Raw genomic sequence first — 12,759 nt, 5'->3', positions numbered from 1 at the left:
CATGGCGCCCGTGGCCTGGTGTCGCGGGCACCGTGGGACGGGGTCCGAGGTCTCGACCGCCCCGGCCTGAGCGGCGCGCCGTTGCCTGCCGATCGAGGCGCGCCGGATGATGCCGGGACCGCCCGAGCGGCCGTGCCGGCGCCCCGCCCGGGCCGCCGGGCCGCCGGGGTGCCGACTTGCTGGAAGGGGTCACCCGCCCACCGGCGCGGCGAGCGCCATGACGAGGCAGCCGAAGGCCACCGTGGCCGCCACCGTGCGAACGGCGTTCCAGCGCACCCACGGTTTCTCGAATCCCACCCGCGCCGTCTCGGGCGAGGCTGGGGCGCCGGGGGCGGCGGACCGGTCGAGGGCGTTATTGAGCGGGACGTTCCGGGCGAACGTCCCGCCGAGCACCACCGCGTGCCCGGCGAGCGCGCCGATGGTCCAGGGCAGGTCGGCACGGTCGGCGGCGCCGAAGGACAGTACGGCCGCGAGCGCCGTCATCGCCGGTCCGCCGAGGAACAGCAGCAGGAACCACCCGTTGAGGATGGCCGCGTTGATCTGCCGCATCGCGGTGACAAGCGTCCGGTCGTCGGCCCGGCCGAGGCCGGGCATGACGGCGCAGGCGAACCCGTAGTACAGGCCGGCCGCGAGTCCCGTGGTCAAAGTGGCCGCGACGAGAACGGCGTCTCGGAACAGCTCCGGCATCGTGTGGTCCTCCAACGTCCCGGCCGGTCGTGGGGCGGCCCGGATCGGCCGCCCCCACCAGTGAAGTACGTCCGGGTGGCGGAGGCCATGGCCGAGACGTCGGTCCCCATACGCGGGCGTCTACACTCGCCCGCGTGGACGCACTCGCGGGGTTACTGGACGGGCCGCGTGCCCGAGGGGCGTTCCTGCAACGGTCCGTCCTCAGTCCGCCCTGGTCGCTGCGCATCGAGGACCGGGCGCCGCTCACCCTGATGGCGGTGCTGGAGGGCTCGGCCTGGGTGCTTCCGGGGGACGGCCCGGCGGCCGTGATGCGCACCGGTGACGTGGCCGTCGTGCGCGGGCCGGACCCTTACGTCGTCGCCGACACCCCCGGAACGCCGCCGCGGGCGATCATCCATCCGGGCCAGCGCTGCACCACGTTGACGGGCACGCCGCTGACCGACCTGACGGATCTGGGCGTCCGCACCTGGGGCACCCGGCTGGACGGCTCGACGGTGCTGCTCACCGGCACCTACCAGGTTCCGGGCGAGGTCGGGCGCCGGCCGCTCACCGCGCTGCCCCGATTGCTCGTCCTCCCCCAGGACGCGTGGGACAGCCCGCTGGTGCCCCTGCTCGCCGAGGAGGTCGTCAAGGAGCTGCCCGGACAGGAGGCGGTGCTCGACCGGCTGCTGGACCTGCTGCTCATCGCGGTGCTGCGGGCCTGGTTCACCCGCCCGGAGGCGGACGCGCCCGCGTGGTTCCGCGCGCACGGCGACCCGGTCGTCGGCCGGGCCCTGCGGCTGTTGCACCAGGCTCCGGCCCGCCCATGGACGGTCGCGGCCCTGGCCGCCGAGACCGGCGTCTCCCGCGCGGCGCTGGCGCGGCGATTCACCGCCCTGGTCGGGGAGCCGCCGATGACCTACCTCACCGGGTGGCGGATCACGCTCGCCGCCGACCTGCTGCGCGGGTCCGACGCGCCGCTGGACGCCGTGGCCCGCCGGGTGGGGTACGGCAGCGCCTTCGCGCTGAGCGCGGCCTTCAAGCGGGAACGCGGAATCAGCCCCCAGCGGTACCGGGACGGCGGCACGCTCCCCGGCGATGCCCGGGACGACGCGCTGCCGGCGTGAGGACGTCCGGCCCTGGCCCCGGCCGACGGGCCGATCCGGTCGGCGCATGCCAGGGCCGGCCGCCGACGGTCCCGATCGGATCGGGCGGCGTGCCGACGGCCGGCCTCGGCGCTTCGCCGAATCGTCACCAGTCGTGCATGGACCCGTCCCGCAGCCGGTTCACCGGCAGGTAGCGGCGCTGGTACGGGTAGCGGGCCGCCGCCTCCTCGTCCACGTCGACGCCGATCCCCGGCGCGTCACCCGGGTGGAACAGGCCGTTCTCGAAGGTGTAGCCGACCTTGAACACCTCCTGCCACGGGTCCAGGTGCCCCATGTACTCCTGAATGCCGAAGTTCGGCACGGCGAGGTCGACGTGCAGGGCGGCGGCGAAGGAGACCGGGGAGAGGTCGCCCGCGCCGTGCGAGCCGGTGCGGACGCCGTGCAGGTGCGCGTGGTCGAAGATGCGGCGCAGGTGGGTGATCCCGCCGGCGTGCGAGACCGAGGTGCGGATGTAGTCGATGAGCCGCTCGGAGATCAGCTGCTGGCAGTCCCAGATGGAGTTGAAGACCTCGCCGACGGCGAGCGGGGTGGTGGTGTGCTGGCGGATCAGCCGGAACGCCTGCTGGTCCTCGGCCGGGGTGGCGTCCTCGATCCAGAACATCCGGTACGGCTCCAGCGACTTGCCGAGCCGAGCCGCCTCGATCGGGGTGAGCCGGTGGTGCACGTCGTGCAGCAGGTGGAATCCGTAGCCGTACCGCTCGCGGACCGCCGCCATGAGACCGGGGAGGAAGTCGAGGTAGGGCCCGGTCTCCCACGCGTGCTCGGCGGGCAGGTCGCCGTCGGCCGGCTCGTAGGTGCGGCCGTGGCTGTTGCCGCCCATGCCGTAGGTCTTCTCCAGGCCGGGGACGGCGGCCTGCACCCGCACGGCCCGGTAGCCGAGGTCGAGGAACCGGCCGACGTCGGCGAGCAGGTCGTCGACGGTCTCTCCGTTGGCGTGCCCGTACACCATGACGCCGTCGCGGGAGGCGCCGCCGAGCAGCTGGTAGACGGGCAGCCCGGCGATCTTGCCCTTGATGTCCCAGAGGGCGACATCCACGGCCGCGATGGCGGTCATGGTGACGGGGCCGCGCCGCCAGTACGCGCCGCGGTACAGGTACTGCCAGATGTCCTCGATGCGCTGCGGGTCGCGGCCGACGAGCAGCGGCGCCACGTGCTCGGTCAGGTAGGAGGCGACCGAAAGCTCGCGGCCGTTCAGGGTGGCGTCGCCCCAGCCGACCACGCCCTCGTCGGTGCTGATCTTCAGGGTGACGTAGTTGCGCCCGGGCGCGGTGACGATGACCTTGACGTCGGTGATCCTCATGCTGGGCTCTGCCCTTCCTTCGGTGCGGGGATGTCGGCGGGGGGAGCGGTCACGTCGATGACCACCTTGAGCTGGGATCGGTCGGTGCGCGCCCGTTCCAGCGCCGCGGCGGCCTCGGCGAGCGGGTAGCGCGCGGTGACGAGTCCGCGCAGGCCGGGCAGGCCGGTGGCCGCCCAGGCGACGGCGGTGGTGAAGGAGGCGGGCCCGTACCGGAAGCAGCCGGCGACGTCGAACTCCCAGCGCTGGGTGAGCGCGGTCAGCTCGGCCGGCGGCGCACCGGAGGGGGTGCCGACGAGGGCGAGCACCCCGCCCGGCGCGAGCCGTTCGGCGGCGCGCAGCGCGGCAGGGGCGCCGGAGCACTCCAGGAGCCGGTCCACCTCGCCGCCCGGCGGCGCGTCGCGGACCTGGACGCCGGTGCCGCCGACGGCCGCGCGGGCGGCGGCGAGCCGGACCGGGTCGACGTCGTGCACGGTCACCTCGGCGGCGCCGCACCGCAGCGCGGCCAGTGCGGACAGCAGCCCGATGGGTCCGGCGCCGGTGACGAGCACGCGGTCGCCGGGACCGACCCGCCCGCGGCGGACCGCCCACACGGCCACGGCCAGCGGTTCCACGAGCGCGGCCTCGTCGTCGCCGACCGTGCCGGGCAGCGGGTGGGCGAACGCGGCCGGCAGCACCGTGTGGGAACGCAGCAGGCCGTGGGTGGGCGGGGAGCCGAAGCACCTGCCGGCGCGGCACAGGTTGTACCGTCCGCCGCGGCAGAGTTCGCAGTCGCCGCAGGGGTGCGCGGGCTCGATCGCCACGCGCTCGCCCACCCGCTCGGCGGGCACGCCGGCGCCCACCGCCGTGATGGTCCCGGCGCCCTCGTGCCCGAGCACACAGGGCGCGCGCAGCACGTTGGGACCGTTACGGCCCTCGGCGTAGTAGTGCAGGTCGGAGCCGCACAGGCCGACGGAGTGCACCGCCACCTGCACCTGTCCGGGCCCCGGCTCGGGCACCGGGAGCGGGGTGATCTCGATCTTGCGCGGTTCCAGCAGCAGGGCGGCGGGCCGGCCGGGTGACGTCATGCGGTCGCCTCCTTCACGGGGTGGACGGGCAGCGGTTCGACGCGCTTGATCAGCAGGCCGTAGGAGAGCGCCCCGACGACCGCGATCGCGCCGGACAGGACGAGCGGGCCGACGAAGGATCCGCCGGAGAGCTGCAGCATCAGGCCGGTCACCGACGGGCCGAGGAAACCGGCGATGTTGGAGGCGCAGTTCTGGATACCGGCCAGCGAGGAGACCTGCTCCGGCTGCGGGGCGACGTCGGCCGGCAGGGAGGCGACGCTGGCGGCGGCGAACGCGACGCTGGCGTAGCTCACCGACAGCAGCGCCAGCGCCATGCCCGCCGTGGGCACGAACACCGCGGCCGCGATGACCGAGGAGAACAGCAGCCCGCCGGTGAGGCAGGTCTTGCGGGCCCGGTTGAGGCTCCAGCCCCGGCGCAGCAGCGCGTCGGAGGTGATGCCGCCGGCCAGGCTGCCGCCGATGGCGACGATGCCGGGGATCATCCCGTACACGCCGAGCTGCAGCAGGTCGAACCCGCGGTCGCGCACCAGGTAGCTGGGGAACCAGGTGATGAAGAAGAAGATGACGTAGTTCAGCGCGAAGAAGCCCAGCATCATGCCCCACACCGTGCGGTAGCGGAACAGCGACCGCCAGCGCACCCGCGGCGCGGCGGACGCGCCCTCGGCCGGGGCGTCCTCCAGCCGGGCGCCACCGGCCTCGATGTAGGCGAGCTCCTCGGCGCTGAGCCGGGGGTGTTCGCGCGGCTCGCGGTAGGCGCGCACCCACAGCACCACCCAGGCGACGGCCAGGAACCCGGCGACGGCGAACGCCCAGCGCCAGCCGAAGGCGGCGATCAGCGCGGTGACGAGCGGCAGCGACAGCACGGCGCCGATCCGGGAGCCGTTGTCCCAGATGCTGTTGGCGAGGGCGCGCTCGCGGCGCGGGAACCACCGTGAGACCACCTTGGCCGAGCCGGGGTAGGCGACCGCTTCGCCGACGCCGAGGCCGAGCCGGGCGATCACGAGCTCCGCGGGGGTGCGGACCAGGCCGGTGGCGGCGGTGACGCCGCCCCAGATGAGCGCGCCGCCGGCGAAGAGCCGCCGGACGCCGAACCGGTCGATGAGCGCCCCGGCCGGTAGCTGGCACAGCGCGTAGCCGACGAAGAAGGCGCCGAGCAGCAGCCCCTCGACGCTGGCGGGGATGTGGATGTCCTCGCCGATGTAGGGCAGCGAGACGCTGAGCACGGTGCGGTCGAGGTAGTTGAAGACGAAGGCCAGCGAACAGAGGCCGACCATCGCCCAGCGCAGGTTGTGCCGCAGCCCCCGAGGGCGGGGTAGGGGGGCGCGGACGTCGCTCGGTGTGTCCACGAAGACGTCTCCTTGGGACGGGTGGGGTGCCGGTGGGGGTCAGGCACGGGGGTGTTTCGGGCGAGGGGTGGCCGGTCCGGGCGGGGGACCGGTCAGCCGGGGCTCGCGCCGGCCGGGCCCGGGCGTTCGGGGTCGCTGTAGTGGTCCACGAAGCCGGTGTGCGCGAGCCAGCCGCCGTCCGCGACGAGGCACTCGCCGGTGACGAACCCGGCGTCGGCGGAGTGCAGGAAGAGCGTGGGGCCGACCATGTCCTCGGGGTCGGCGCGGCGGCGCAACGGGGTGCGGCGCTCGATCTGGGCGGTGTCGAGGATGCCGCGGCGCTGGAGTTCGTCCGCGATGGGCGTGCGGACGAATCCGGGGGCGACGGCGTTGACGCGTACCCCGAGCGACCCCCACTCGGCGGCGAGGGTGCGCACCAGCTGGACGAGCCCGGCCTTGGCGACGCCGTACGCCAGCCGTCCGGGGAAGCCGCCGAAGCTGGCCAGCGAGGCGACGTGCGTGATCGCGCCGCCGCCGGACGCCGCGAGCACCCTCCCCGCCGCGCGGGAGACCCGGAACGCGCCGGTGAGGTTGACGTCGAGGATCCGGGCGAAGTCGCCGGTGCTCAGGTCCATGCTGGCGGCGGCGCCGTGCACGCCGGCGGCGTTGACGACCCCGTCCAGGCCGCCGAGCCGTTCGGCGGCGGTCGCGACGAGGGCGTCCACCTGGGCGTCGTCGGCGACGTCGGCGGGCACCGCGGTGATCCGGCCGCCGCCGTCCCGCGCTGTCGCGTCGAGTTCGGCGGCCCGGCGGCCGGCCACGACGACGCGCGCGCCGCGCCGGGCCGCGCCGATAGCGACAGCGCGGCCGATGCCGCTGCCGCCGCCGGTGACGATCAGCCGCCGGCCGGCCACTCCACCGTCGGGCCGGCCGCTGGGCTCACTGCTCATGGTGCTCCCGCATGATCCGCTCCGGAGCTATGACCGGAGTCACGTAACCTGCGCCACACATTAAGCATGCTTGCATGCAAGTGTGTCAACAGTCGGGATGTGGAAAAATGAGACGCCATGACGCTCCCGACCACCGGCCCGCTCGACGGCCCGCTCCCCCGGCGCACCTCCCGCGGCCTGTCGGGGCAGGTGTACGACCGCCTCTACCAGGCGATCGTCACCGTCCGCTATCCGCCCGGCGGACGGCTGTCCGAGAAGGACCTCGCCGCCGAACTCGGCGTCAGCCGAACGCCGGTCCGGGACGCCGTGTACCGGCTCGCCGAGGAGGGGCTGGTCGAGGTCTTCCCGCAGCACGGGACCTTCGTGGCCCGGATCGACCAGCAGGCGTTCGCCGACGCGCAGTTCGTCCGGGAGTCCCTGGAGCGCTCCGCGCTGCGCCTCGCCACCGAGCGCGCGACCTCCGAACACATCGCCCGCATGCGCGCCAACCTGGCGGAGCAGGAGGACGCCATGCGCCGCGCGGACGCCGAACGGTTCGTGGAGCTGGACCAGCGCCTGCACCAGTTGCTGTTCGACGCCGCCGGCCACTCGGGCGCGGGAGCGGTCGCCCGGCGCGCCCGCCCGCACATGGACCGGGTACGGCGGCTCACGCTGCCCGACGCCACGGGATACGAGGGACTGGTGGCCGACCACCGGGCCATCGTGGACGCGGTGGAATCCCGCGACGCCGCGGCCGGCGACGCGGTCCTCACGCCGCACCTGCGGCTCATCCTGGAGACCGTGAAGTTCGTCCGAGAGCGCCACCCGGAGTACTTCGGCACCGACGACGCGGACGGCACCGGACGGGTGGCCGGCTGACCGCTTCCGGGCACGGTCCCCGGCGGCGCGGCGGGCATGATGGCCGCCTGCCGATGGCCGGATCCGCCCGCGCGCGCCGAACCGGCGAGCGGTGCGGCCGTCCGGGTGGGAAGCGGGGAACGGCCGTGACGGCGACCGCTGAACCGGACGACGGCCGGCTCGGCCGGCTGGTCGGCACGCACCCGGTGGACAACGCGCGCCGCTGGACGGCGCTCCGACTCGCCTTTCTCGCAGCCCTCCCGCCGACCGTCTCCATCGCGTTTCCGGCTCCTGGCTCCGGCTCCGGCAGGATCCGGGGCTCGATCGTTGAACTGGGCCGTGTGCTGCTCAATGGTCGTAGGCCGCGAGTGAGTGCTTGACGGGCACGTCGGCAAGCCGGTCGTTTCGGATCGTGGGGTTGAGGGCGAGGACGTGTTGGCGGGGGCGTGCCCAGAGCCGTTCGGTGCTGCGTGCCTGATGGGGCTGTGGCCCGGGCCGACTCTTCGGCTCCCGGAATGACCGCCTCGATGTGCCGGTGTGACGACCTCCGGCGGTGGGGATCGCGGCCCGGCGGGACCTGGGTCACGGCCGGGCGGGGTCCGGTGTCCGGTGCCGCCGGACCGAGTCAGCGACGTGGTCGTCGAGACGGCGGTACGTTGCCCAGGGCGTCGAGGCGGGTCGTACACCGCGTCTTCGGCGCGCTTCACCATGCCTGCCGCCGGTCCGGCAAACCCCCATCGACGGTCTCCCCCCTGATACCAGTGGCCGCCGGGTCCCTGGTCGCCGCACTCCTGACCAGCGCGATGCGCGGTGGCCGCTCGGAGGCCGTCGAGTCGTACGAGAACGGGCTTGCGCACCGCACCCAAGGCACGCGGCAGTGCTGGACATGGCAGCAGGTGGCCGAGATAGGCGTGCGGTCGGGCACGGGCGACGATCCCACCCCGCTGGGACGGCTGGTGCACTGACTCGGCGTGGACGTCTGGTGCGTGGTCGGGTTCTCGGACGGCTCCCGCCTGCGGATCAACGGCCTCACGGAGGGCGCCCGGCTGCTCGCCGACAAGTTGCCCGCGCGCAGCCCGGCCGTCCTCCGGCCGCCGGACGAGGACGCCGGGTGGCGGATCGTACGATGGGCGGCCCCCACCGTGTGCGTGGCCTGCGCCGGTTTCCTGCCGTTCCTGATCCGTTACGTGGCCACGCACGACGAGGTGACCGCGGACGTCCTATGGCACCGAGAGCGTGTCCGGCATCGGCGACGGCTTGGGCGTCGTGATCGCGATCGGGATGATCGTGTGCATCGTCGGCGTGGTGATGTCGGCGTCGTTCTTCCTGCTCTTGCCACTACGGCGTCCCGGGAACCGGCGATGCGCGGCCCGGCCGTTCCGCCGCACCGCCGGTGGCGCAGAATGGCCGGGTGACCCGCACGCCGACACCGGACCGCCCGGGCACGACGCCGGGCGCGCGGGTGCCGCTGCGGGGCCGACCGCCCGCACCTCCCAAGGGAGCCGCAATGTACCTGATGCGTCTGGGCCCGCCCGGTTCCGAGATCCCCGCGGTCCGCGACGACTCCGGCGCGGTGCGCGACCTGCGCCCGCTCACCGCCGACATCGATGGCGCGTTCCTGGCGGCCGGCGGACCGGCCACCGTCCGCGACGCGCTCGCCGCCGAGAGGCTGCCGGTGCTACCGGACGCCGAGTCGCTGCGGGTCGGCCCGCCGATCGCCCGGCCGGGGGCGGTCGTGTGCATCGGGCAGAACTACGCCGCACACGCCGCGGAATCCGGCGCCGCGCCGCCGGAGGAGCCGATCGTCTTCTTCAAGCATCCCAACACGGTGGTCGGCCCGGACGACGACGTGCTGATCCCGCCCGGGGCGGAGAAGGTGGACTGGGAGGTGGAACTGGCGGTGGTGATCGGCCGCCGTGCCCGCTACCTGGCCTCTCCGGCGGACGCGGCCGCGCACATCGCCGGTTACACCATCGCCAACGACGTCTCCGAGCGCGCCTTCCAGCTGGAGCGGTCCGGCGGCCAGTGGTCCAAGGGCAAGTGCGCCGAGACCTTCAACCCGCTCGGGCCCTGGCTGCGCCCGGCCGACGAGGTCGACCCGGCCGCCCTGGGCCTGCGCTCGTGGGTCAACGGTGACGCGCGGCAGGACTCCACGACCGCCGACATGATCTTTCCGGTGGACCACCTGGTCTGGCACCTGTCGCAGTACATGGTGCTGGACCCGGGCGACGTCATCAACACCGGCACCCCGGAGGGTGTCGCGCTGTCCGGGCGGTTCCCGTACCTCGCCGCCGGTGACGTGCTGGAGCTGGAGATCGACGGCCTGGGCCGGCAGCGCCAGCGGCTGACGGCCGCCTGACCGGACGGCCGTCTCACGGTGGAACGATGACTCCATGGATTCCGCAGAGACCGCGGGCGTGCGCTTCGAGAGATGGCGGCGCACCTGGCTGACCGCCGAGGAGTGCCGGGACCACTCCCCCTTCTTCCGCGACGCCGTCTTCCGGCACCTGGAGATCTCCCCGGGCGCCGCGAGCGACCTCGCCGCGCTGCCCGCCGGCGCCCGGGCGAGCCTGATACCCCGCCTGCACCAGCTCGACAACGAGACGGAGCAGTGGAACAACCAGGTCCGCCTCGATCGCGGCGGCGTCTGGACGACCCCCCGTCACGTCATTTGGGAGGCGCGGCCGGCGCTCACCGGAACGCCGGACGACCCCGGCGCCACCCCCGGCGAGTTCTCGGTGCGCCTCCGGCGGGGCGAGAACGGGATGACGGCGGAGCGGCGGATCGTGATCGACGGCGTGGACTGGCGACCGGCCCCCACTGTCCGGTCGGCCTCCGCGGTCACGGCGGCCCAGCTGCGGGCCGCCATGCGAGCCCGGAGTTCCGGGGCCGCGCGCACCACCGTCGGCGCCCACCTCCGGCGGCGGCAGCCGCCGGACGCCCGTTGGGCCAGGACCGTGTGACGTCGGCCGGGCGGTCGGCGTCGTCCCCGCCCGGCCGCACCGCGATGTCCCACGGGATACGGGCACAGCCGCACCTGCCGTGCCTCGTCCCTGAGGACGATCCACGTACCGCCGCCTCTGGGCACAGCCGGGGCTCAGGGATGCCGAGGGCCGACCGCGTTCCGGCGAGGTGGGGTTACGCGGCAGCGCCGGCCGCCGGCTCGGGGCGGCCCCAGCGAACCCCGTGGTCGAGGCCGAGCCGATCACGCGAGGACCATCGCGGGAGCCCGGACGGGGTGCCTGGCTCGAATCGTCGGCCGCTCCGCCGACGGTGCGCAGCAGGGCGAACTCACGGGCTCTGCCCCGCGCGGCGAGCGCGAACAGCCCGGCCACCATGACCGCGGCCACGATGAGGGCGAGCGCGGCCGTCGTGCCCAGGAACCGCCCCATTCCGGAGGCGAGCTCCTGGTCCAGCCGGTCCAGCCGCAGCACCTCGCCGCGTGCCGGACCGGTGCGCACCTCCGCGTCGGGCACGGCTTGCCGGAGGGCGTCGGCCGATCACCGATCCCCATCGCCCCGACGGTGTTCCGGGGCGATGAGAACGGCGTCACCGCGTGAACCGGCACCCGGCCGGGTCACCGGGCCGACGACGGACCGGCGTCGGTGCCCCGGTTCCCCGATCGCCGGCCCCGGCCGGGCTCCGGAGCGGGGCCGTCGGCGCCGGCGCGGCCGGGTTTCGGCCGTAGCAGGTGAGCCGCCACGCCCAGCGACACGTCCGGTGTGCCGGCCGGGCCCCGGACCAGCACGGTCCGCGGTGACCGCCCGGCGGAGGCGGCGTCCGCACGTGGCCGGTGCGTCGCGGCGTCACGCGCGCCGCCCGGGCCGCGCTCGGACGGCGGCTCCGGCGGCGGAGGCGCGGCGGTCGCGTCGCGCAGGGGCACCGCCCGCCGCCCGTCCCAGAACAGCGTCCAGACGTGATCGTCACCGGTGGACGTCATCCGGCCGAACCGCCCCCGGGTGACGGAATGCCGGAGGATCCATTCCAGGACCTCCCAGACGATCCCCAGTTCGTCCTCGTGCACCTCCGAGCGCACGTCGACCAGCCACTCCACGCCGCCGGGCCGGTGGAGCAGGCGCGAGTGGTCATTGCCGGTGAAGTGCGTACTGGGGCCGTCCCCCATGAACACGGGGTACGGCTCATCGCCCCAGCCGGTGTAGGACACCGCCGGGTGTTCCGGCTGCGGCGCGTGCGGGAGCCGGAGCTGCCACCGCAGCTCGGCCAGGAACTCCTCGGACACGGTGGTGGGGAGTACGGCGCGGAAGACGAGGTCGTGGTAGTCGCTCATGGTCCGGCCGCCGTTCCCGTGGACGGGCGACGGAGCGGGCTCTCCGCGGCTGCGCGGGCGCGCGGCGCGGCGGGAGGCACGGGAACCGGTGCGGGGTCGGTCATGGCGATCATTGAACAGCACGCGGACGCCCGGCACCGCGTCCCCGGGCACACGGGACAATGCGGGCATGCGACGCTTCGACTCCGCCGCGGCGGACCTCGTCCCCGGGATGCGGGTACGGGTGCGGATCGCCCGCCATGAGCCGTGGGGCGTGTTCGTGACGATCCTGGAGAACCCGGACGTGGCGGCGTCGGTGGACGCCGCCGTGATCGACAGCCCGTCGGGATCGCCGCGCGCGCTTCCCGGCGAGTACCCGGCCGTCGGGACCGAGGCCGACGCCGTCGTCCAGACGGTCCGCCGGTGGTTCCCGCCCGTCCTGGTCCGTCTCACCCTGCGCTCGGCCGACCTGCGCGAGTTCCGGTGGGGCTGCGACCTCTGCGGGACGCCCACCGTCCTGTCGCCGGGCGGCGACGGCATCGTCCTGGACGCCCGCAGCGCCGACGGGCCCGGCGGGACCGCGCTCGTGGCACACCGGTCGTGCGTCATCGAGCGGCTGCACCGGGACAGCCTGGAGGGGGCCCGGATCCGGCTGCTCGGCCGGAAAACGCGCACAGCACCGGATTGACGCCCGATTGGGCCATGGTTGACGCCCCCGCGCGCATGATGGGTAGCAGAGACCGCACTCGCCCGGCGGGCGGGACGGTGGACGCCCGCCGGAGTGCGACGTGAGGAGGCCCGACATGACGACCATGGCCGGAACGTTCGACGAGACGCGGCTCCGGCGCGGAATCGAGGGGCGAGACGCCGACATGCTGATCTCGCTCTACAACGACGACGCCGAGGTGGAGATCGTCGACCACACCAATTCCCCCAGCAACCCGCTGATTCTGCGCGGACGCGATGAGATCCGCCGGACGCTGGAGGACGTCTGCGCCCGCGACATGACGCACTCCCTGGACCGCTGCGTGGTGTACGACGACCTGGCGGCCTACACCGAGTCGTGCCGGTACCCCGATGGGACGTGCGTGCTGTGCAACTCGATGCTCGATCTGGAGGACGGGCGCATTTCGCGCCATCTGATGGTGCAGGCCTGGGACGAGTGACGGTGGCCGCACCGCTCG

At 74.3% G+C, this 12,759-nt stretch carries 12 protein-coding genes; 6 read left to right on the top strand and 6 right to left on the bottom strand.

Translation table 11 applies throughout. The features are described 5' to 3' along the window. Nucleotides 1–189: 189 nt before the first annotated feature. On the bottom strand, nucleotides 190–687 hold the full coding sequence (locus tag ACFQRF_RS10815) for an anthrone oxygenase family protein (protein WP_379870882.1): 498 nt from the start codon (nucleotides 685–687) through the stop codon (nucleotides 190–192). Between the two features lie 134 nt (nucleotides 688–821). On the opposite strand from ACFQRF_RS10815, the gene ACFQRF_RS10810 reads away from it, so the two are divergent. Beyond that, on the top strand, nucleotides 822–1,793 hold the full coding sequence (locus ACFQRF_RS10810) for an AraC family transcriptional regulator (protein WP_379870881.1): 972 nt from the start codon (nucleotides 822–824) through the stop codon (nucleotides 1,791–1,793). A 124-nt stretch (nucleotides 1,794–1,917) separates the two neighbouring features. On the opposite strand, the gene manD is transcribed toward ACFQRF_RS10810, so the two are convergent. From manD to ACFQRF_RS10790, 4 genes are all read right to left on the bottom strand, one after another. Next, nucleotides 1,918–3,132: a D-mannonate dehydratase ManD gene (gene manD, locus ACFQRF_RS10805; RefSeq protein WP_379870880.1), complete on the bottom strand. Its 1,215-nt coding sequence runs from the start codon at nucleotides 3,130–3,132 to the stop codon at nucleotides 1,918–1,920. Continuing rightward, the gene (locus ACFQRF_RS10800; protein ID WP_379870879.1) at nucleotides 3,129–4,196 is read right to left on the bottom strand and encodes an alcohol dehydrogenase catalytic domain-containing protein; all 1,068 of its coding nucleotides are present in this window, start codon (nucleotides 4,194–4,196) and stop codon (nucleotides 3,129–3,131) included. The genes manD and ACFQRF_RS10800 overlap by 4 nt, the downstream gene beginning before the upstream one ends. Continuing rightward, entirely contained in the window at nucleotides 4,193–5,542 is a 1,350-nt protein-coding gene (locus ACFQRF_RS10795; protein ID WP_379870878.1) for an MFS transporter, read from the bottom strand. Before ACFQRF_RS10795 ends, ACFQRF_RS10800 begins: the two co-directional genes overlap by 4 nt. A 92-nt stretch (nucleotides 5,543–5,634) precedes the next feature. Further along, the gene (locus ACFQRF_RS10790) at nucleotides 5,635–6,471 is read right to left on the bottom strand and encodes an SDR family NAD(P)-dependent oxidoreductase (protein ID WP_379870877.1); all 837 of its coding nucleotides are present in this window, start codon (nucleotides 6,469–6,471) and stop codon (nucleotides 5,635–5,637) included. A gap of 117 nt (nucleotides 6,472–6,588) precedes the next feature. On the opposite strand from ACFQRF_RS10790, the gene ACFQRF_RS10785 reads away from it, so the two are divergent. From ACFQRF_RS10785 to ACFQRF_RS10775, 3 genes are all read left to right on the top strand, one after another. Next, the gene (locus tag ACFQRF_RS10785; protein ID WP_379870876.1) at nucleotides 6,589–7,329 is read left to right on the top strand and encodes a GntR family transcriptional regulator; all 741 of its coding nucleotides are present in this window, start codon (nucleotides 6,589–6,591) and stop codon (nucleotides 7,327–7,329) included. Nucleotides 7,330–8,815: 1,486 nt separating this feature from the next. Further along, on the top strand, nucleotides 8,816–9,667 hold the full coding sequence (locus ACFQRF_RS10780; protein ID WP_379870875.1) for a fumarylacetoacetate hydrolase family protein: 852 nt from the start codon (nucleotides 8,816–8,818) through the stop codon (nucleotides 9,665–9,667). Nucleotides 9,668–9,701: 34 nt separating this feature from the next. Next, nucleotides 9,702–10,271, top strand: coding sequence for a hypothetical protein (locus ACFQRF_RS10775; protein ID WP_379870874.1), 570 nt, complete (start codon nucleotides 9,702–9,704; stop codon nucleotides 10,269–10,271). 614 nt (nucleotides 10,272–10,885) lie between these two features. Here ACFQRF_RS10775 and ACFQRF_RS10770 read toward each other — a convergent pair. Then, nucleotides 10,886–11,596, bottom strand: coding sequence for a hypothetical protein (locus ACFQRF_RS10770; RefSeq protein WP_379870873.1), 711 nt, complete (start codon nucleotides 11,594–11,596; stop codon nucleotides 10,886–10,888). 169 nt (nucleotides 11,597–11,765) lie between these two features. Between ACFQRF_RS10770 and ACFQRF_RS10765 the strand changes: the two genes are divergently transcribed. Both ACFQRF_RS10765 and ACFQRF_RS10760 read left to right on the top strand, forming a co-directional pair. Beyond that, nucleotides 11,766–12,263 carry a hypothetical protein gene (locus ACFQRF_RS10765; RefSeq protein WP_379870872.1) on the top strand — a complete coding sequence of 166 codons (498 nt, stop codon included), beginning with the start codon at nucleotides 11,766–11,768 and terminating at the stop codon, nucleotides 12,261–12,263. A 115-nt stretch (nucleotides 12,264–12,378) separates the two neighbouring features. Beyond that, the gene (locus ACFQRF_RS10760; RefSeq protein WP_379870871.1) at nucleotides 12,379–12,741 is read left to right on the top strand and encodes a nuclear transport factor 2 family protein; all 363 of its coding nucleotides are present in this window, start codon (nucleotides 12,379–12,381) and stop codon (nucleotides 12,739–12,741) included. The last annotated feature ends 18 nt before the right edge of the window (nucleotides 12,742–12,759 follow it).

The organism is Marinactinospora rubrisoli, assembly GCF_042664915.1.
GTDB lineage: Bacteria > Actinomycetota > Actinomycetes > Streptosporangiales > Streptosporangiaceae > Marinitenerispora > Marinitenerispora rubrisoli.
Note: the sequence above shows the minus strand (reverse complement) of the source record. Positions and strands in the feature narration are given on the sequence as shown.

Bases quoted from the DNA above. Each gene is read 5' to 3' on its own strand.
- ACFQRF_RS10815 (WP_379870882.1), bottom strand. From the start codon at position 687: ATGCCGGAGCTGTTCCGAGACGCCGTTCTCGTCGCGGCCACTTTGACC.
- manD (WP_379870880.1), bottom strand. From the start codon at position 3,132: ATGAGGATCACCGACGTCAAGGTCATCGTCACCGCGCCCGGGCGCAAC.
- ACFQRF_RS10800 (WP_379870879.1), bottom strand. From the start codon at position 4,196: ATGACGTCACCCGGCCGGCCCGCCGCCCTGCTGCTGGAACCGCGCAAG.
- ACFQRF_RS10790 (WP_379870877.1), bottom strand. From the start codon at position 6,471: ATGAGCAGTGAGCCCAGCGGCCGGCCCGACGGTGGAGTGGCCGGCCGG.
- ACFQRF_RS10785 (WP_379870876.1), top strand. From the start codon at position 6,589: ATGACGCTCCCGACCACCGGCCCGCTCGACGGCCCGCTCCCCCGGCGC.
- ACFQRF_RS10780 (WP_379870875.1), top strand. From the start codon at position 8,816: ATGTACCTGATGCGTCTGGGCCCGCCCGGTTCCGAGATCCCCGCGGTC.
- ACFQRF_RS10775 (WP_379870874.1), top strand. From the start codon at position 9,702: ATGGATTCCGCAGAGACCGCGGGCGTGCGCTTCGAGAGATGGCGGCGC.
- ACFQRF_RS10770 (WP_379870873.1), bottom strand. From the start codon at position 11,596: ATGAGCGACTACCACGACCTCGTCTTCCGCGCCGTACTCCCCACCACC.
- ACFQRF_RS10765 (WP_379870872.1), top strand. From the start codon at position 11,766: ATGCGACGCTTCGACTCCGCCGCGGCGGACCTCGTCCCCGGGATGCGG.
- ACFQRF_RS10760 (WP_379870871.1), top strand. From the start codon at position 12,379: ATGACGACCATGGCCGGAACGTTCGACGAGACGCGGCTCCGGCGCGGA.